This window comes from Klebsiella sp. LTGPAF-6F, from assembly GCF_001753185.1.
Classification (GTDB): Bacteria; Pseudomonadota; Gammaproteobacteria; order Enterobacterales; family Enterobacteriaceae; genus Klebsiella; species Klebsiella michiganensis.
Genome location: NZ_CP017450.1, coordinates 2,649,604 through 2,667,972, shown reverse-complemented (window position 1 = coordinate 2,667,972; position 18,369 = coordinate 2,649,604). Strand labels below are relative to the sequence as shown.

17 protein-coding genes are annotated in these 18,369 nt (G+C 59.4%); 9 read left to right on the top strand and 8 right to left on the bottom strand.

The window, feature by feature from the left end; all coding sequences use genetic code 11:
* The first annotated feature begins 185 nt into the window (after positions 1-185).
* Together nadE and cho are read left to right on the top strand one after the other, a co-directional pair.
* Complete coding sequence (nadE, locus tag BJF97_RS12530) at positions 186-1,013, top strand: ammonia-dependent NAD(+) synthetase (protein ID WP_004850083.1); 828 nt, start codon at positions 186-188, stop codon at positions 1,011-1,013.
* A 106-nt stretch (positions 1,014-1,119) separates the two neighbouring features.
* Positions 1,120-1,980, top strand: coding sequence for an excinuclease Cho (gene cho / locus BJF97_RS12525; protein WP_004850082.1), 861 nt, complete (start codon positions 1,120-1,122; stop codon positions 1,978-1,980).
* Between the two features lie 34 nt (positions 1,981-2,014).
* On the opposite strand, the gene BJF97_RS12520 is transcribed toward cho, so the two are convergent.
* The 8 genes from BJF97_RS12520 to astC form a co-directional block, all read right to left on the bottom strand.
* A complete protein-coding gene (locus tag BJF97_RS12520; protein ID WP_032692744.1) occupies positions 2,015-4,057 on the bottom strand; it encodes a DUF2207 domain-containing protein in 2,043 nt (680 codons plus the stop codon).
* A gap of 4 nt (positions 4,058-4,061) precedes the next feature.
* Positions 4,062-4,604: a LemA family protein gene (locus BJF97_RS12515; protein ID WP_014228982.1), complete on the bottom strand. Its 543-nt coding sequence runs from the start codon at positions 4,602-4,604 to the stop codon at positions 4,062-4,064.
* Positions 4,605-4,795: 191 nt separating this feature from the next.
* Positions 4,796-5,278, bottom strand: coding sequence for an ATP-independent periplasmic protein-refolding chaperone Spy (spy, locus tag BJF97_RS12510; protein ID WP_014228981.1), 483 nt, complete (start codon positions 5,276-5,278; stop codon positions 4,796-4,798).
* A gap of 349 nt (positions 5,279-5,627) precedes the next feature.
* Positions 5,628-6,593 (bottom strand): succinylglutamate desuccinylase, encoded by a 966-nt coding sequence (gene astE, locus BJF97_RS12505; protein WP_014838199.1) that lies wholly within the window; start codon positions 6,591-6,593, stop codon positions 5,628-5,630.
* Positions 6,594-6,602: 9 nt separating this feature from the next.
* The gene (gene astB / locus BJF97_RS12500; RefSeq protein ID WP_032692745.1) at positions 6,603-7,928 is read right to left on the bottom strand and encodes an N-succinylarginine dihydrolase; all 1,326 of its coding nucleotides are present in this window, start codon (positions 7,926-7,928) and stop codon (positions 6,603-6,605) included.
* The gene (astD, locus tag BJF97_RS12495; RefSeq protein ID WP_014228979.1) at positions 7,925-9,403 is read right to left on the bottom strand and encodes a succinylglutamate-semialdehyde dehydrogenase; all 1,479 of its coding nucleotides are present in this window, start codon (positions 9,401-9,403) and stop codon (positions 7,925-7,927) included. Before astD ends, astB begins: the two co-directional genes overlap by 4 nt.
* Positions 9,400-10,434, bottom strand: coding sequence for an arginine N-succinyltransferase (astA, locus tag BJF97_RS12490; RefSeq protein WP_014228978.1), 1,035 nt, complete (start codon positions 10,432-10,434; stop codon positions 9,400-9,402). The genes astD and astA overlap by 4 nt, the downstream gene beginning before the upstream one ends.
* Positions 10,431-11,651, bottom strand: coding sequence for a succinylornithine/acetylornithine transaminase (gene astC / locus BJF97_RS12485; protein WP_032692746.1), 1,221 nt, complete (start codon positions 11,649-11,651; stop codon positions 10,431-10,433). The genes astA and astC overlap by 4 nt, the downstream gene beginning before the upstream one ends.
* A 444-nt stretch (positions 11,652-12,095) precedes the next feature.
* Here astC and xthA point away from each other — a divergent pair, with 444 nt between their 5' ends.
* From xthA to BJF97_RS12450, 7 genes are all read left to right on the top strand, one after another.
* On the top strand, positions 12,096-12,902 hold the full coding sequence (gene xthA / locus BJF97_RS12480) for an exodeoxyribonuclease III (protein ID WP_032692747.1): 807 nt from the start codon (positions 12,096-12,098) through the stop codon (positions 12,900-12,902).
* Positions 12,903-13,112: 210 nt separating this feature from the next.
* Positions 13,113-13,748: a TVP38/TMEM64 family protein gene (locus BJF97_RS12475; protein WP_369815896.1), complete on the top strand. Its 636-nt coding sequence runs from the start codon at positions 13,113-13,115 to the stop codon at positions 13,746-13,748.
* Positions 13,738-14,436, top strand: a complete 699-nt coding sequence (locus BJF97_RS12470; RefSeq protein ID WP_025106963.1) for a TVP38/TMEM64 family protein — start codon at positions 13,738-13,740, stop codon at positions 14,434-14,436. Before BJF97_RS12475 ends, BJF97_RS12470 begins: the two co-directional genes overlap by 11 nt.
* Complete coding sequence (locus tag BJF97_RS12465; protein WP_032692749.1) at positions 14,433-14,984, top strand: carboxymuconolactone decarboxylase family protein; 552 nt, start codon at positions 14,433-14,435, stop codon at positions 14,982-14,984. The genes BJF97_RS12470 and BJF97_RS12465 overlap by 4 nt, the downstream gene beginning before the upstream one ends.
* Positions 14,985-14,993: 9 nt before the next feature.
* A complete protein-coding gene (locus BJF97_RS12460; RefSeq protein WP_070082922.1) occupies positions 14,994-16,154 on the top strand; it encodes an ABC transporter substrate-binding protein in 1,161 nt (386 codons plus the stop codon).
* On the top strand, positions 16,127-17,662 hold the full coding sequence (locus BJF97_RS12455; RefSeq protein ID WP_032692751.1) for an ABC transporter permease subunit: 1,536 nt from the start codon (positions 16,127-16,129) through the stop codon (positions 17,660-17,662). The genes BJF97_RS12460 and BJF97_RS12455 overlap by 28 nt, the downstream gene beginning before the upstream one ends.
* On the top strand, positions 17,662-18,294 hold the full coding sequence (locus tag BJF97_RS12450; RefSeq protein WP_032692752.1) for an ATP-binding cassette domain-containing protein: 633 nt from the start codon (positions 17,662-17,664) through the stop codon (positions 18,292-18,294). Before BJF97_RS12455 ends, BJF97_RS12450 begins: the two co-directional genes overlap by 1 nt.
* The last annotated feature ends 75 nt before the right edge of the window (positions 18,295-18,369 follow it).

Genomic DNA, 18,369 nt, shown 5'->3' with positions numbered 1-18,369 from the left:
ATCGTTATTTTTCAAGCCGAAGGTGGAAATGAAGCGAAATTAAGAGCTTTCCAATAATAAATCCCCTCTTGTTGAGGTTGCCTGCTTTTGCTTCACTCAAAATTGTGATCCTTGTCGTTTTACCGGCAAAGAGGTAGGTTAAACCACTGCTTATTGGCAAACAGATTCACTTCCCGGAGGGCGCAATGACGCTACAACAAGAGATTATTCAGGCGCTGGGCGCAAAACCCCAGATCGATGTCGAAGCCGAGATACGCCGCAGCGTAGACTTTTTGAAGGCCTATCTTCAGAGATACCCTTTTATTAAATCACTGGTCCTCGGCATCAGCGGCGGCCAGGATTCAACGCTAACCGGTAAATTGTGTCAGTTAGCCATCAACGAACTGCGTGCCGAAACCGGTGACAGCAGCCTGCAGTTTATTGCCGTGCGCCTGCCCTACGGCGTGCAGGCGGATGAGCAGGACTGCCAGGACGCTATCGCTTTTATTCAGCCGGATCGCGTATTAACGGTCAATATCAAAGGCGCCGTGCTGGCCAGCGAACAGGCGCTGCGCGAGGCCGGGATTGAACTTAGCGACTTTGTTCGCGGTAACGAAAAAGCCCGCGAACGCATGAAGGCTCAGTACAGCATCGCCGGAATGACCCACGGCGTCGTGGTGGGTACCGACCATGCGGCGGAAGCCATTACCGGATTCTTCACCAAATACGGTGATGGCGGTACGGATATTAACCCTATCTTTCGCCTTAACAAACGCCAGGGCAAACAGCTGCTGGCCCAGCTAGGCTGCCCGGAGCATCTGTATAAAAAGCTGCCGACCGCCGATCTTGAGGACGACCGCCCCTCCCTGCCGGACGAAGTGGCGCTGGGCGTGACCTACGAAAATATCGATGATTATCTGGAAGGCAAAGCGCTGGATGAGAAAATTGCGAAAACGATTGAAGGCTGGTATTTGAAAACCGAGCATAAACGCCGACCGCCGATTACGGTCTTCGACGACTTCTGGAAAAAGTAATTCGCCTCTCCCCCTCCGCCCCGACCCGGTTCGGGGCGATTTTTTATCCTTTTCGCCTCTTCCTTCGACTGCTATACTGGATAAATAACCAGCACCAGGAGCAAAAGTGGCAAGAAGGCAATCCGCCCCGCGTCTCGAATTTGAAGCGGCGGCAATTTATGAGTATCCCGAACATCTGCGTCCGTGGCTTGAGGCTTTGCCCAGGCAGCCGGGAGTGTATCTGTTCCACGGCGAAAGCGATACCCTACCGCTCTATATCGGGAAAAGCGTGAATATCCGCAGCCGGGTGTTGTCGCATCTGCGCACGCCCGACGAAGCGGCGATGCTGCGCCAGTCCCGGCGCATTACCTGGCAACGAACGGCGGGAGAGCTGGGCGCACTCTTATTAGAGGCACAGCTCATTAAAGAACAGCAGCCGCTATTCAATAAGCGTCTGCGGCAAAACCGACAGCTATGTTCATTACGCCTGGCTGACGCCCGTCCGCAGGTGGTGTACGCCAGCGAGCTGGATTTTTCCCTGCAAAGCGATCTCTATGGTCTTTTTGCCAACCGCCGCGCGGCGCTGCAGGCGCTGCAAAAAATTGCCGACGAGCATCGCCTGTGCTACGGATTAATGGGCCTCGAGCCGCTCAACCGCGGGCGGGCCTGCTTTCGTTCGGCGCTCGGCCGCTGCGCGGGCGCCTGTTGCGGAAAAGAGAGCGTTGAAGCACACCAGCAGCGTCTGGTCGACAATATGCAAAAGATGCAGCTGGTATGCTGGCCCTGGGCCGGGGCGATCGCGCTGGAAGAGAGCAGCGAGGATATGACCCAATACCACATTATTCAAAACTGGCTTTGGCTCGGCGCGGTAGAGTCTCTGTCGCAGGCGTCATCACTCACGCGCCTGTCGGCCAAATTTGACCATGACGGTTATAAAATATTGTGTAAGCCGCTGCTCAGCGGCCGCTATAAGCTCCATCCTCTGTGAGGCGAATGTCAGCCCCGATGCGCTATCGGGGCAATTACCAGCCGCCCCCGCCGCCCCCGCCAGAGCCGCCTCCGGATGAACCGCCTCCGGAGGAACCGGAGCCGCTGTAACCGGAACCTGATGATGAACCGTTCCCTGAACCGCTATCCGGCGTTGACATAGAGGCGGTTCGGCAGGCTTCGCTGAAGTGGTGGACGCTTCCCCAGTCGGCGCCGGCAAACGCATGCGACACGGCGCCTGTACTACTCAGGTAGTGGGCAAAGGTATTTGCCCATGTTTTCCCTACGCCAAGCGCCAGGGCAACCGGCAGCAGCGCTTCAAAATGGGAAATCATCTGCTCGGGCGGATAGATAATCTGATAACGATGCTTTTCGGCGGTGCCCAGATAGCGCATCAATCCTTTCGCGATAGCCAGTTCATCAAGCCCGCGCTGCGTATAGCGAGGCGTTTTCCAGGCCACGAAAACGCAGAGCACCAGCGCGGCCATAAGCGCGCCAATGTATCCTGACGGAAGCTGGGTGATGGGCAGTATACCAAAGAGAAAAATCCCGCCTCCCAGCGTCGCGAAGGGGCCGAAGATCGCCAAAAAAAAGAGCGGCACCGGCCCCCAGGCACGCCACATTTCCCGCGGGCGGCATATAAAGCGCAGCAAACAGGCGAGCATCGCTCCGCCAATCAGCATAAAAACCGCGGCCGGTATCGTCAGCAGCGCGGCCTCCGTATTAACCCAAAGACCGCAGGCCACCGGCACCAACAGCGCAATGTAGATGCAGCGCCGCAGCGGCTGCCCCCATTTGCGAAATAATTTATCCCGCTGCGCTTCACAACGCTTTTCCTGCTCTTCACGCGCTGTCTGCATCGATCGCTGATGGGCCTTGCTGAGATCGATATTTTTTTGTTTACCCTTAAAAAGCGTACTTAATAGCTGCCTGTCATCATAGTTTAATTGCCGGTTTCCCTCGACGGGCAAACGGGTCAGCCGCTGTTTTACGCCGGCGTTCGCAAGCCACGGGTTAGGGGTGTGTTGACTGTCCCCGCTGACCGCCATTCCGCGTTTAGCCACCAGCGCTAATAAATCGCTACTAAAAGCCACATCATCATATTTACGCCGGGTGATAAAACGCAGGTAGCCCGGAGACATGCCGGGAGGAGGCGAATAAAGCGCAACGACCGGCGGCATTTTTAGCCCGGCTTTGGTGACGTTTTTTCGCCACCACATCAGGTAATAAGCGGCCATCAGCAGCAGAGGTAGCCAGACCACGCCGGTTTTTAGGGTGGGGATAAGGAGATGCACCAGCGGCAAAGCGGCCTCCGGCGCCGGAGCATCGGCAAGGATCGACCGAGGCCAGGTATAGACAACGGTCAGCCCCTCCCCCCGCGCCAGAGGCCGCAGGGTGCGGACGCTACCGTCAGGAAGCACCTGCGCGTTGTGTTCTTTCGCCCCTGCGACGCCGGTATAAACATCAAGCGATCGCACTCTGGCGTCCTTAGCGTCGGCGTTGAGATTTCCGGCGGCGTCCGGCAGTTCAAGACGAAAGCTGGCCTTGCTGATAGGCCACGCCCAGTCATTGCCCGTCACGTTCCAGTAAAGCTCATCCCATTCGGGGAAGCGGCTGAAATGGTTGCTGATTTGATAGCGAATCTCGTAGTTATAGATCCCTGGTTTCAGGAGCCGTTCGCCGCTGCCAATGCGTACCGTCAGGTTTTTTTCCGCTTCATCAAGGCTAAACGGCTCAGGCACGCCATCGCGCGACACCGACTCGATCGCGTAATACACGCGAAAGATCTTGCCGTCCTGGCGGTTCCAGGTCAGGGGCAGCGTACGGAAAATTCCCCGCCGAATCTGCCTGCCCAGAGAAAGTACTTTGATATTTTCCCGCATCTCCATGCTACCGTCCGGGTTAAAGCGCGCCCGGGCATCGAAAGAGAGGATATGTTCATACGCTGGAATAGCGCCAGCGGGAAGCTGGGAAGCATCCTTGATGATGATCATGTCGCCGGCGGCAAAAGCCGCGCTGATGTTCAGAAGCAGCAGCAGGACGAGGGTGCGCAGCCCCCGAAAAAGTAAATTCGCCATTTAATCACGCCATCCGCGGTGATTTAGCTTCTTCTGGTGAGTCCAGCTCGAAGAACACTTCCGTTTGAAAATTAAACAGTCGCGCCAGCAGCAGGCTGGGGAAAGACTCGACCAGGATATTGAAATCGCGCACCGTACCGTTGAAGTAGCGGCGAGCCATCTGCAGCTGCTCTTCTATTTCGCTGAGAGATTGCTGTAAGGCAAGGTAGTTTTCGCTGGCTTTAAGTTCCGGGTACGCTTCGCCAAGCGCGAAAACGCGCCCTAGCGTACCCGAGTACTGGCGTTCGCTGTCGGCGATCTGTCGGGTGCTTCCGACCAGTTCGCCGCGCTGGCGGGAGATCTCTTCCAGCAGTTCTTTTTCATGCTGCGCATAGCGTTTCACCAGGCTCAGCAGATTCGGCGCCAGGTCGTGGCGGCGCTTAAGCTGTACGGCAATGCCGCTCCAGGCTTCGTCTTTGAAACGTCGCAGGGAGATAAAGCGGTTATAGGTCATCACGACCCAGATGAGGACGACAACGAGGACGGCGAGGCCGATATACATTTCCATATGCAAGATCCATGAGCAGAGTAGGCTTTAGACCAGGACACCAGAGTCCGTGGCGATGGCACTCATACTGGCACATTCGTCCCTGCCGGGTAAATCAGCTTGTCGCTACAGATAAAGAAAAACCGCCGGTCCTGCCCAAAGCCTGTTGGCGTTATTGGGCAAGACCGGCGGTCTTAAGTCAGCGCGCTGAGTTATTCAGCAGGTGCAGGCATTTTACCTTCCGGCGCTTTACGATCTGTCAGATGCTTCTCAAAATTGGCATTGAACTGCTTTTTCTGTTCCGGCGTCAGAATGTTGTAAATCTTATTCTGGGTTTCCAGACGAGCCAGCGCCATCTCTTTATGCTGGGCTTCCATCTTATCAATCTGCGCTTCCGCTTTTGCCTTATCGAAGGTATCGCTGGCTACCAGCTCATGCATCGCGCGGCGCTCATCCAGGGACGGACGCTTCATGTTGTCGCGCTGGCTCTTCATAATGTCGCGGATTTGCGTTTTCTGCGCATCGGTCAGGTTCAGCCCTTTAAACATCATTTCATGTGGGCCCGCAGGTCCGCGCTTATGATGCATCATCGGCGCGTTATCGGTTGGGGTTGCAGTAGCGTCAGCCGCGTGGGCCAGGTTAGCCGCGCCCAGAGCCAGAGTAGAGGCAACAAACAGTGCAGTAATCTTCTTCATAGTTCAATCCTTACTTTGCGTTATTCTTACGGCGCGTTGCCGTGTTGACGAGATTAACTTTACGACGTTTATCGTCAATTAATCAGAGCAAGCGTAAAACATTGAAAGTGTAAAAAACATTTTCTCGCCAATTATGGAGAAAATAAGGAAAATGAGGGAACAAATGCAATAGAAAATAAATAAGCAACTGTTTTAGTGGGAAATTATGAAGATTATAAATCAGCGGAGATTAAAAACAAAGCATTTAACCAGGAATAATCTGCAATCAATGGACAGAGCACGAAAAAATAAGATGACTGCGGAAAAATAAACGCTGAAATAAATGCCGCCGCCCGGACGGGCGACGGATTCACCGGAAGCGCTCCAGCATGAGCCCGGCGCGCTGGCCGAAGGCGACGCTGGGGTTGGGAAACAAAACGTACTCTTGATCCTTTTCCACTATGTAGCGGGTATCGCCATCCTCAGCAAGCAGCGTCCCGGCGGCAAACGGCGTAAAGTTCAGCGTCTGCGCCGACATATGCAGCCGGAAACTGTCGCTGCTGCGGGTAATTTGCTGTACCACCCTGTAGCGCAGCGGCGCGTGCGCCTCTTCCGCCGCCACTTCTCCCGCCAGCAGCAGCGACAGCGCGCGTTGAGTCGTCGCGAACAAGCGCAGATCGTTTTCGCCAAAAGGTAGCGCCTTGCCGAGCTCCAGCGTGCAGGAGCGCGCGCCGAAGCGTTCGCAGCTGAAATGGGTAAAAGTCCCGCCAGGCTGCTGATGAAACACCAGCGCCTCCAGCCCTGCCGCCCCTAACCAGCGCAAAAACGCTTCATCCCACGGCGTATCCCGCGCCGGCAGGACACCAAAGCGGGTATGCAGCGAACCGCGTATGGCGGTATGTAAATCCAGGTGCCAGCGCTCGCCGGGCGTCCCGGCATAAAATCGCGCCAGCGCATGCTCCAGCTGCCGGGCGCGAACGGTTTCATCGCTGACGCTAAAAGCGCGCCATCGCTCGCCGAACATCCGGTTGATATCGCTGTGCATATAGCGCTTGTTGGCCCGCAGCGCCGGAGGGTTACCAAAGATCGCCAGCAGCCGCCAGCGGAGCGGTATTTCCCCACGAAACAGCTGCCGCAGCAGTAAATCGGTGATTTCGACCGGCGCGGTTTCATTGCCGTGAAGCCCGGATGACAAAACCAATGACCGATCGCAGGGTTCATGAGGAATGAGCTGCAGAATACCGCAGTCAATCCAGTGCCAGCGGAAATGCGCGGTTTGACCATGGAAATGGTGGGGCAGACGCCCCGCCAGAGTAAGTGCCAGAAAGTCGTCCACGACGCCTCCTTATTGCTGAAACGGATACACTGAGCCCAGGCGCAGGATTTGCGTTAAGCGGTCGAGCGCCTCGCGGCCTTCGCGCAGCAGCTGCGGATCCGCGAGATCGACCTGGGTCAGGCGATCGCGATAGTAGCGGTCTACCCAGTCATTCAGGGTGGCGAACAGCGTATCGTTCATTATGACCGCCGGATTCACCGCCTGTCGCTCGTCCTCCGTCAGCACCACCCGCAGCCTCAGGCAGGCCGGGCCGCCGCCGTTAGCCATGCTTTCACGCAGATCGTAAACCTGTAGCTCATCGATGGGGTTATCGCCCTCCACCAGCCGGTTCAGGTAGCGCCAGACGCCCGGGTGTTCCTGCGCTTCCAGCGGCAAAATCAGCCGCATCCCGCCTTCTTCTTTGCTTAGCAGCTGGCTGTTGAACAGATAGGTCGCCACCGCCTCTTCCACCGAAACCTGACTCGCCGGCACCACCAGCGGCGTAAAGCCGGAGACCTGCTGCGCCAGCTGCTGCAGGAGCTGCGGCTGGTCAACAAACGCCTGCTCGTGGCAAAACAGCACCTGCTGATTGCTTACCGCAATCACATCGTTATGAAACACGCCCTTATCAATCACCGCCGGATTTTGTCGGGCGAAAATCACCTGCCGGGGATTGACCTGATTCAGGCGGGCGACGGCCTGGCTGGCCTCGAGCGTCTGCCGCGCCGGGTAGCGCAGCGGATTATCTTCGCCCCCCTGCTGGCGGCCGTAAATAAACAGCTGCACGCCGGGCGCGCCATAGTCGCCGCCGAGGCGGTTGTGGTTTGCCGCCCCTTCATCGCCGAACAGCGATACCTGGGGCAGCGCGCCGTGTACGGCAAACCGCTGCTCATCGGGGAAAATCGCCCGCAGCAGCGCTTCGGTGGTCGGCGCTTCGCTGGCGCGATGGAATTTATCGTTCAGGTTGGCGACGGTCAGATGCACCCGGCCATCCAGCGAATCGGCCGAGGGCGAGACCGTGGCGGCGTTAGCCACCCACATCGATGACGCGGAGCTGACCGCCGAGAGCAGTTCCGGCGCCTGGCGCGCCGCCTTTTCCAGCACCTGCTCATCGCTACCGCTAAAACCGATCTGCCGCAACAGCGGAATGTTTGGCCGCTCCTGCGGCGGGATCAGCGCCTGCGGATAGCCAGCATCCGCCAGCGCTTTCATTTTTTTCAGCCCCTGCTTTGCCGCCAGCTGCGGGTTCGACACCCGATAGCGGTGCTTCGTCGAGGCTTCGTTGCCGAAAGATAAACCCGCATAGTGGTGGGTCAGGCCCGGCAGCCCGTCAAAGTTCACTTCCCGGGCTTTCATTGTGATGTCTCCTTACGGAAATTCAGCCCGGGGCTGAGGGTTGCCGGCAGCGCCAGCTCCGGTGATTCGAGACTGGCCATCGGCCAGGCGCAATAGTCTGCGGCGTACCACGCCCCCGGCCGGTGGTTACCGGAAGCGCCGGTACCGCCGAACGGCGCGGTGCTGGCGGCGCCGGTTAAGGGTTTGTTCCAGTTAACGATCCCGGCCCGCGCCTCCAGCAGCAGCTGGTCGAATTTGTCGCGTTCGGCGGAGATCAGCCCGCAGGAAAGCCCGAAACGGGTCGCGTTAGCGAGGGCAATCGCCTCATCGAAATGGTCATAGCGCCAGACGCAGAGCAGCGGCCCGAAGACCTCTTCGTCGGCCACCTGCGCCACCGCGCTCATCTCGATAATACCCGGCGTCAGCAGCGAGGTTCCGGCCTGCAGCAGGCGCGGCTCCAGCAGGGTTTTTCCGCCGCTGGCCACGTGGGCCAGCCAGGCCTGATGTACCTTTTGCGCGGCCTGCGCTGAAATTAACCCGCCGAGGAACGGCTGAGGTTCGGCGTCCCACGCGTCGGGAATCAGCGTTTGTGACACCGTCACAAGCCGCTGAAGAAACGCATCGCCGATCTGGCCGCGTTTTACCAGCAGCCGCCGCGCGCAGGTACAGCGCTGTCCGGCAGTAATAAACGCCGACTGAATGGTCAGATGGACCGCGGCGTCGATATCCTGTGGGTCATCGACGATCAGCGGGTTGTTGCCGCCCATCTCGAGAGCGAGAATTTTTTCCGGCTGCCCGGCAAGCTGGCGATGAAGTTGAAAACCCGTCGCAGAGCTGCCGGTAAATAGCAGGCCGTCGATGTCCGCCTGGCCGCTCAGCGCTTCGCCGGTTTCCCGCCCGCCCTGGAGCAGGTTAAGCACGCCCGGCGGCAGGCCGGCTTCGGCCCATAGCTTCACCACCGCCTCTCCGCTTTGAGGCGTCAGCTCGCTGGGTTTGAATACCACGGTATTTCCCGCCAGCAGCGCCGGAACGATATGCCCGTTAGGCAGGTGTCCGGGAAAATTGTAGGGGCCAAAGACCGCCAGCACGCCGTGCGGCCGATGGCGCAGCGTCGCCTCTCCGTCCGCCATCGCGGTCTGCGCTTCCCCCGTACGGCTATGATACGCGTTCACCGAAATGGCGATTTTGTTGATCATCGCGGTAATTTCCGTTGCCGCTTCCCAGCGCGGTTTGCCGGTCTCCTGGGCGATAATCCGGGTTAATTCGCCTTTGTTCGCTTCCAGTAACGAAGCAAACTTTTCCGCTATCGCTTTCCGGGCGGCAAACGGTTGACGCGCCCACGCGGGAAACGCCGCGCGCGCCGCGGTGACCGCCAGCGCCACCTGCCCGGCATCGGCATCGTTGCCCTGCCACAGCAGCGCCTGGCTTACCGGGTTATGTTTACTACGGGCCGGGCCGCGACCGCTTTGCCAGTCGCCGTTAATCCATAAACTCATGATTTTTTCTCCTCAGGGCACAAACGAACCAGGCGAATCTGGTCGCCGGGGTGGCATTTCAGGGCATCCAGCTCGCGCGCGCTTAGCACCAGGCGGTCGCTCTCCGGGTCGGCGTGAACCAGCATGGCGCGAAACTGCTGGTACTGCTCATTAGCAACCAGACAGGCCGGCCACTCGCCCGGCGCGGGCTGGCCTTCAACGACGGTGACCAGCCGGCTTTTGCGAATGGCCCGCACCCGGTCAATTTCGCACTCCAGCGTCGGGCCGCCGTCGAAGATATCGACGTAGTTGAGATAGCGAAATCCCTCTTTCTCCAGCACCGCGCGTGCCGGCGCGGTTTGCGGATGGACCTCGCCGATGACCGCTCGCGCTTCGTCGCTTAAAAAGTCGATATACAGCGGGTGCTTCGGCATCAGCGCGGCGATAAACGCCTTCTGCCCGGTGCCGCACAGGTAGTCGGCGCGGGAGAACTCCATCGCGAAGAAGCGTTTCCCGAGACTCTCCCAGAACGGCGAGTAGCCGTGTTCGTCAATGACGCCGCGCATTTCCGCCACGACCTTATCGTTGAAACGTTCGCGAAAGGCGGCCATAAACAGAAAACGCGATTTCGACAGCAGATAGCCGTTGCCCTCTTTACGCCATTTTGGGTCCAGGAACAGCGTACACAGTTCGCTGCTGCCGGTATGGTCGTTACTGAGAAACAGCGTCGGCAGGGCGTTGTAGACGTTAAGCTCTTTCGATGCGTGCACCTGGGTACCGACGCGATAGTTGTACCAGGGGTCGTTAAGCCCCACGGCCACCTCAATGGCGCAAATTCCCGCTACCGCGCCGCTGGCGCAGTCCTCAAGAACGAACACATAACCCTGCTCGCTTTTCGGCAGCTCGCCGCGCCAGGTCATCTGCGAGCGTTCAATGCGCGCGGCCAGCGTGGCTTCATCGGCCGGCAGCGACGTCAGGCCGCCGCCGGTCTCGCCCGCCAGGGTCATTAGCCCCGGCAGATCGCCTTTTTCTACAGGACGGATCACCATCATGATGAGACCCCCGCGAGAAAACGTTTGCAGGCCAGTTCGAAGCGATCCAGCCCGGCGTTGATCTCTTCTTCGCTGATAATCAGTGCCGGAGCGAAACGCACCACGTTGGCGCCGGCGATCAGCATCATCAGCCCCTCTTCCGCCGCCTCATTACTGATGGTCTTCGCCTTGCCGGCATATTCATCCTTCAGCACGCAGCCGATAAGCAGCCCCAGGCCGCGAATCTCTTTAAACAGGCCGTAACGCGCGTTAATCGCGTTGAGCCGTTCGCAGAACCATTGATGGCGCTGCTTAACGCCGCTGAGCACTTCGCGGGTGTTGACGATGGAAAACACTTCTCCCGCCACCGCGCAGGCCAGCGGGTTGCCGCCGTAGGTCGTGCCGTGGGTGCCGACGGTCATCACGCTGGCGCAGCGCTCCGATGCCAGCAGCGCGCCGATCGGGAAACCGCCGCCCAGCGCTTTCGCGGTGGAAAGCACGTCCGGCGTCACGCCGTAGTGCATATAGGCGTACAGCTCCCCGGTACGGCCGACGCCGGTCTGGACTTCGTCGAAAATCAGCAGCGCGTTGTGCGCATCGCACAGTTCACGCAGGCCGCGCAGGAAGTCCGCATCCGCAGGCACGACGCCGCCTTCACCCTGCATCGGTTCAACGATCACCGCGCTGGTATTGTCGTCGATCAGCGCCTTTGCCGAGTCGAGGTCGTTATAGATGGCGTGCTGAATCTGCGGCGGCAGCGGCGCAAAATCCTGCGAATAGGCCGGCTGGCCGCCCGCGGAAACGGTAAACAGCGTGCGGCCGTGGAAGGCATTCTTGAACGCCACGATGCCGCTTTTCTCGCTGCCGAAACGATCGTGGGCATATTTGCGCGCCAGTTTTAGCGCCGCTTCGTTGGCTTCGGCCCCGGAGTTACAGAAAAAGACCCGGTCGGCAAAAGTGGCGTCAATCAGCTGCTTAGCCAGACGCAATACCGGCTCATTGGTATAGCCGTTACCGGTATGCCAGAACTTTTCCGCCTGCCCGGTCAGCGCTTTAACCAGCCGAGGATGAGCGTGGCCGAGGGCGTTCACCGCAATGCCGCCGGCAAAATCGATATACTCTTTTCCCTGCTGATCCCACAGGCGTGACCCCTCGCCGCGTACCGGAATAAAAGCCGCTGGCGCGTATACAGGCATCATCCATTCATCAAAGTTGCTACGCGTAATTGACTGAGACATATCGACCTCTTCCGGTAAATAAAAAGTTTAAATAATGTTAATGAATATGGTTATTACGCTGTAAATGTAGATTGCACGGTTCGTGCCAGCCAGAGGTAAAAATGCATAAATCGAGGTCGTCAACGAAATATCAATAAGTTACGAAAGACCGTTATTCACATAAAATGCATAAAAAGTGAATAAAAATACTAAAAGAGGCTTTTGCAGTGGAATAAAAAGAAAGATTATGCAGGAGTAAGATATAATTCTGTAATTGTGATCCTTGACGAAATTTATCGGCAATAATCGCCCTTTTTTGGCGCAGCGCGTTCCAGAATGGTGCACAGTTTGTGCAAACAGGCTACCAACCGCTGCAATCGGCAGAATAAAGCGCCTTTGCGCAGCCAGCCCGGCGAATTTCTGCTACCATCCCTGCACTATTCACCTTGCACAGTGGCAGCGACTATGAAATTTGTCTCTTTTAATATCAACGGCCTGCGTGCCCGCCCGCATCAGCTGGCCGCCATCATCGATAAACACCAGCCCGACGTCATCGGCCTACAGGAAACCAAAGTTCACGACGATATGTTTCCTCTCGAAGAGGTGGCAAAGCTGGGCTATAACGTCTTTTATCACGGGCAGAAAGGCCATTACGGCGTCGCGCTGCTGACCAAAGAGACGCCGATCTCCGTGCGTCGCGGTTTCCCAAACGATGGTGAAGAGGCCCAGCGCCGCATCATCATGGCGGAAATCCCTTCCCCGTTTGGCAACGTGACGGTGATTAACGGCTATTTCCCGCAGGGCGAAAGTCGCGATCATGAAACCAAATTCCCGGCGAAGGCGGCGTTTTATCAGAACCTGCAAAACTACCTTGATACCGAACTGAATAAAGAGAATCCGGTACTGATCATGGGCGACATGAATATCAGCCCGACCGATCTCGATATCGGCATCGGTGAAGAGAACCGCAAGCGCTGGCTGCGTACCGGCAAGTGTTCCTTCCTGCCGGAAGAGCGCGAATGGATGGAGCGCCTGCTGGGCTGGGGCCTGGTGGATACTTACCGCCATGCGAATCCGCAGGATAACGAACACTTCTCGTGGTTCGACTATCGCTCTAAGGGCTTTGACGATAACCGCGGGCTGCGTATCGATCTGCTGCTGGCAAGCACCCCGCTGGCGCAGCGCTGCAGCGAAACCGGCATCGACTACGAAATTCGCGCAATGGAAAAGCCGTCCGACCACGCGCCGGTATGGGCGACCTTTAAAGTCTAAATATTCCCTCCGTCAGGCTCTCCCGTCCGGAGAGCCTGAGCCATATCAAAAAAGCCGCCGTCAGAGATTGTGAACGGCGGCAAACTATTATACTGTCGCGCGCACTTCAGACCGCCCGCGCCATACAGGAGAACCCAATGCAAAAGAAGCCGTCATAAAGCAGAATATAAGCTGCTTTTTGTTGTGGTGATATTGAGCATTGTCGCCTGTATTATTCAGCAATCGGGTTTTGCCGGGCTGGTTACCCATTTTGATCGTCTGCGCGAAATGATCCGCCAGAGCGGCGCCTTCGGCTATACGCTCTATATTCTGCTGTTTATCGTCGCCACCCTTTTTTTGCTACCGGGCACTCTTTTAGTGATTGCCGGCGGGGTGATTTTCGGTCCGCTGGCGGGAACCTTGCTATCGCTGCTGGCGGCGACGCTCGCCTCCTCCGCGTCGTTTCTGTTCGCCCGCTGGCTGGGCCGCGAGCTGCTGCTTAAATACGTCGGGCAGACGGCGATTTTTCAGGCCATTGAAAAAGGCATCGCCCGTAGCGGCACCGATTTTTTAATTCTGACCCGGCTCATCCCGCTGTTTCCCTATAATGTACAGAACTACGCCTATGGCCTGACGGCGATTCCATTCTGGACGTTTACCTTTATTTCCGCCCTCACCACCTTGCCCGGCATATTTATCTATACGCTGATGGCCAGCGAGCTTATCCGCGAGGGTATCACCCCCCTGTTTATACTGAAGCTGACCCTCGCGGGGCTGGCTTTATTTGTCCTGATTCAGGCGGCGAAAAGATATGCCCGCTATCGGCGAATCGAGACATCACGGATACAGGCTCACGATGAAAAATAGCAACGCGCGCTACCGGATAGCCATCGGCATGACGCTGTTTGCGCTTCTGCTGGCATGGTGGCTGATACCCGGCGTCAATGAGTTTATGCAGCGCAGCCTCGCCGCTTTTGCCACGCTCGATCAGCAGGCTATTGAACGCTTTATCGACTCCTGGGGCCCGCAGGCGGCGCTGGTCTCCTTCGCCCTGATGATTTTGCAGGCGATTATCGCCCCGCTTCCCGCCTTCCTGATCACCTTCGCTAACGCTTCCCTGTTCGGCGCCTTCTGGGGCGGCGCGCTGTCGTGGGTGAGCGCGATGGCCGGCGCGGCGCTGTGCTTTTTTATCGCCAGAGCGCTCGGCCGCGACGCGGTGGAAAAGCTCACCGGCAAGAGCGTACTGCAGAGTATGGATGGCTTTTTTACCCGCTACGGCAAACACACCATATTAATCTGCCGTCTGCTCCCTTTCGTTCCCTTCGACCCGGTGAGCTACGCCGCCGGGCTGACGTCAATGCGCTTTCGCCACTTTATGCTGGCCACCGGTCTCGGCCAGCTGCCCGCGACGATAGTCTATTCGTGGACCGGCAGCCTGCTGACCGGCGGCACATTCTGGCTGGTGACCGGTTTATCGATCCTGTTTGCGCTGGCGATTGTGGTGGTCGTCGCGAAAGCACTCTATCTTGAACAACAAAAGAGGCGTTCACGATGAGCTTACCCCCTCTGAAGTCTATTCCGCTGATTCTTCGCCCGCAGGCCTGGCTGCATCGTCGCCACTACGGCGAGGTGCTCAGCCCTATCCGCTGGTGGGGCCGTATTCCGCTGGTGTTTTACCTGGTGTCGATGTTCGTCGGCTATCTGGAACGCAAGCGTTCGCCCCTCGATCCGGTGCTGAGATCGCTGGTCAGCGCCCGCGTCGCGCAGCTGTGCCTGTGCGAGTTTTGCATTGATATCACCAATATGAAGCTGGCGGAACGCAGCGGCGGCAGCGCTAAGCTGCTGGCGGTCGCCGAATGGCGGAACAGCGCGCTGTTCAGCGACCGCGAGCGGCTGGCGCTGGAGTATGCCGAGGCGGCCAGCATGACGCCGCCGGTGGTCGACGATGCGCTGCGCGACAGGCTGGCAGGCCAGTTTGACGCCCGCGCGCTCACCGAACTCACGGCGCTGATCGGTTTACAAAACCTGTCGGCGCGCTTTAATTCGGCCATGGAGATCCCCGCCCAGGGATTGTGCCGGATCCCAACCGATTCAAAACCATAAGGAGTGGTTATGCGCAGTGTGCTGGTCTTCGCTTTGCTGTTGCTCTCCCCGCTGGCCGCCAGCGCCGGCTGGCAATCCCTACAACAAGAAGCCCGCGGCCAGACGGTGTGGTTTAACGCCTGGGGCGGCGATCCGGCGGTGAACCGCTATCTCGACTGGGTCAGCGGTGAGGTAAAGCGCGACTACGCTATCGACCTGCGCATCGTGCATATTGCGGATGCCGCCGACGCGGTGAAGCGCATCCAGACCGAAGCCCGCGCCGGACGCAGTAAAGGCGGTTCCATCGATCTGCTGTGGGTCAACGGCGAAAACTTCCGCACCCTGAAAAACGCCAGGCTGCTGCAAACCCGGTGGGCGGAAACCCTGCCCAACTGGCGCTTTGTCGATACGCAAAAGCCGGTGCGCGAGGATTTCTCTATCCCCACCGACGGCGCCGAGTTGCCGTGGGGCGGCGCGCAGCTCACTTTTATCGCCCGCCGCTCACAAACGCCCGACGGGCCCACCACTCCGCAGGCGCTGCTGGCTTTCGCCGCCGCGCATCCCGGCAGCGTCACCTACCCGCGTCCGCCGGATTTTACCGGTACCGCGTTTCTTGAACAGCTGCTGCTGACGCTGACTCCGCGGCCCGACGCGCTACGCCAGCCGCCTGAGGAGGCCACCTTCGCCGCCGTGACCGCGCCGCTGTGGCACTATCTTGATCGGCTTCACCCTCTGCTGTGGCGCCAGGGCCGCGACTTCCCGGCTTCGCCCGCCCGCATGGATGCCATGCTTAAAAATGGGACCCTCAGGCTGTCCATCACCTTTAACCCGCTGCACGCGCAGCAAAAAGCGGTCAGCGGCGAGCTGCCGAAAGACAGCTACGGTTTCGGCTTCCGCGAGGGGATGCTTGGCAACGTCCACTTTGTGGCGATCCCGTCCAATGCCCGGGCGACGGCGGGGGCGAAAGTGGTCGCGAATTTCCTGCTCTCGCCGCAGGCCCAGCTGCGCAAGGCCGACCCGACTGTGTGGGGCGACCCCAGCGTGCTGGATCCGGCGAAATTAACCGAGACTGAGCGGCAGGCCTTTAACGCCGTTGTGCCGCAGAATATGCCGCCGATGCTGGGTGAACCGCACGCGGCCTGGGTTGACGCGCTGGAGCAGGAATGGCTGCGCCGCTACGGCACGCACTAAGGCTGCTGGCCTGGGCCGCCGTCGCGCTGATCTATCTGCCGCTGCTGCCGGCCGCTGCGCTGATGGCGCTTCCGGCGCTCCGCCGCGCGCGCTGGCTGTCGCTGTTTGCCGACCCGCAATTCAGCCAGGCGCTGGCGGCGACTCTCGTCTCAACCCTGCTATCGGTTGGCGGCGCGCTGATCATCACGCTCACCGTCGTGGCCGCACTCTGGCCGTCGGGCGGCTGGCGGCGGCTGGCCGCAAGGCTCCCTCTGCTGCTGGCGGTACCTCACGTGGCCTTCGCCACCGCAGCCCTGCTGCTCTTCGCCGATGGCGGCTGGCTCCCGCGCCTGTTGCCCTTTTTTACCCCGCCGGTTGACCGCTACGGCATTGGACTGGGCCTGACGATGGCGCTCAAAGAGAGCGCGTTTCTGCTGTGGGTGGTTTATGGCCTGTTAGGCGAGAAACGCCTGGCCGGACAGGCGACGGTATTAAAAAGCCTCGGCTACGGACGCTGGCAGTGCCTGAAATGGTTAGTCTTGCCCACGCTGCTTCCGGCGCTGTCGATAGCGCTGCTGGCCACCGCCGCCTGGAGCCTTTCGGCGGTCGACGTCGCTCTGGTGATTGGCCCGGGTAACCCGCCGACGCTGGCGGTGCTGGCCTGGCAATGGTTAAGCCAGGGCGATGAGATCCAGCAAGCGAAAGGCGCCCTCACCAGCCTGGTACTGCTGCTGACGCTGGCCATCATGGCGCTGGCGGCGTGGGGAGTCTGGCGTCTCTGGCGACGGCGGATCCCGCAGGTTCAGGGGATCCGCCACCCGCAGCCGCGGGCGCTCACCGGGAAAAGCTTCGCCCTTCTTCTGCCGCTGTGCGGCGTGGCCTGCGCCCTGCTGCTTGCCGCGGCGGCGCAGAATAGCCAGCCGGTCAGCGATAGCGTCGGCAACAGCCTGTGGCTTGGACTCTGCTCAGCGTCGCTCGGCGCGATTATCTGCCTGCTGTGGCTGGCGTCTGGCCCTTCCCGTTTCGACGGATGGATCTGGCTGCCGCTGATTTTACCGGCGCTGCCGCTGGTAGACGGCCAATATCAGCTGGCGCTGTATACGTGGCTGGACGGTGAGTGGGTCGCCGTTTTATGGGGGCACCTGCTGTGGGTCGTGCCGTGGATGCTGTTTATTCTGCGTCCCGCGTGGCGCGCTCGCGACCCGCGCATGGAGCTGCTCGCCCGCACCCTCGGCTGGCAACGAGGCCGCATCTTCTGGCTGGTTACCTTACCCGCCCTGACGCGTCCTCTGCTGACCGCGCTGGCGGTGGGCTTTTCGGTAAGCATCGCGCAATACCTGCCGACGTTATGGCTGGGGGGCGGACGGTTCCCGACGCTCACCAGCGAAGCCGTCGCGCTGAGCAGCGGCGGCGAGACGTCCACTCTGGCCGCGCAGGCGCTATGGCAGCTACTGCTGCCGGCGCTGTTTTTTGCCGCCACCGCGCTGCTGGCCTGGCTGACCGGCCGCTATCGACAAGGATTACGCTAATGTTGATCGTCAAAAACCTGACTCTCAGCCTCAACGGAGAGCCGCTGCTGCGCAACGTCGACTTTTCCGTTGCTCCCGGCGAGATACTGACCCTGATGGGCCCCTCGGGCAGCGGTAAATCAACCCTGTTCGCCTGGATGGTCGGCGCGCTGGCGGAGAATTTTCGCGCCGCCGGCGAGCTGTGGCTGGATAACCAGCGCTGCGACAGTTTACCCACCGAGCGACGGCGCATCGGCATCCTGTTCCAGGACGCGCTGCTGTTCGACCACTTCAGCGTCGGGCAAAATTTACTGCTGGCGCTTGCCGCTGACGTCCGCGGCCCCCAGCGCAAAACCCAGGTCGAACAGGCGCTGGAGCGCGCCGGTCTGGCGGGGTTTTATACGCGCGATCCGGCCACCCTTTCCGGCGGCCAGCGGGCGCGGGTCAGCCTGCTGCGCGCCCTGCTGGCCCGACCGCGGGCGCTGCTGTTGGATGAGCCGTTTAACCGCCTCGACGTTGCGCTGCGCGCCGATTTTCGCCGCTGGGTGTTCAATGAACTGGCGCGGCAGGCGATCCCCGCGGTGCTGGTCACGCATGATGACCAGGATACGCCCGCCGGCGGACGCTGTTTGCATATGGGGCTCTGGCAATGAAAGCCTGCGCTATCGCAAAGAATTCTCCGCGTTGTTCGCGGAGAATTGCCGCTCAATTTTCTACTGCCGGGCATT

What these genes read in the sequence shown, in the direction of transcription:
- astB (WP_032692745.1), bottom strand. Translation starts at nt 7,928, where the DNA reads ATGAAAGCCCGGGAAGTGAACTTTGACGGGCTGCCGGGCCTGACCCAC.
- xthA (WP_032692747.1), top strand. Translation starts at nt 12,096, where the DNA reads ATGAAATTTGTCTCTTTTAATATCAACGGCCTGCGTGCCCGCCCGCAT.
- spy (WP_014228981.1), bottom strand. Translation starts at nt 5,278, where the DNA reads ATGAAGAAGATTACTGCACTGTTTGTTGCCTCTACTCTGGCTCTGGGC.
- BJF97_RS12450 (WP_032692752.1), top strand. Translation starts at nt 17,662, where the DNA reads ATGTTGATCGTCAAAAACCTGACTCTCAGCCTCAACGGAGAGCCGCTG.
- BJF97_RS12460 (WP_070082922.1), top strand. Translation starts at nt 14,994, where the DNA reads ATGCGCAGTGTGCTGGTCTTCGCTTTGCTGTTGCTCTCCCCGCTGGCC.
- BJF97_RS12515 (WP_014228982.1), bottom strand. Translation starts at nt 4,604, where the DNA reads ATGGAAATGTATATCGGCCTCGCCGTCCTCGTTGTCGTCCTCATCTGG.
- astA (WP_014228978.1), bottom strand. Translation starts at nt 10,434, where the DNA reads ATGATGGTGATCCGTCCTGTAGAAAAAGGCGATCTGCCGGGGCTAATG.
- BJF97_RS12520 (WP_032692744.1), bottom strand. Translation starts at nt 4,057, where the DNA reads ATGGCGAATTTACTTTTTCGGGGGCTGCGCACCCTCGTCCTGCTGCTG.
- nadE (WP_004850083.1), top strand. Translation starts at nt 186, where the DNA reads ATGACGCTACAACAAGAGATTATTCAGGCGCTGGGCGCAAAACCCCAG.
- astD (WP_014228979.1), bottom strand. Translation starts at nt 9,403, where the DNA reads ATGAGTTTATGGATTAACGGCGACTGGCAAAGCGGTCGCGGCCCGGCC.
- BJF97_RS12470 (WP_025106963.1), top strand. Translation starts at nt 13,738, where the DNA reads ATGAAAAATAGCAACGCGCGCTACCGGATAGCCATCGGCATGACGCTG.
- astC (WP_032692746.1), bottom strand. Translation starts at nt 11,651, where the DNA reads ATGTCTCAGTCAATTACGCGTAGCAACTTTGATGAATGGATGATGCCT.
- BJF97_RS12455 (WP_032692751.1), top strand. Translation starts at nt 16,127, where the DNA reads ATGGCTGCGCCGCTACGGCACGCACTAAGGCTGCTGGCCTGGGCCGCC.
- BJF97_RS12465 (WP_032692749.1), top strand. Translation starts at nt 14,433, where the DNA reads ATGAGCTTACCCCCTCTGAAGTCTATTCCGCTGATTCTTCGCCCGCAG.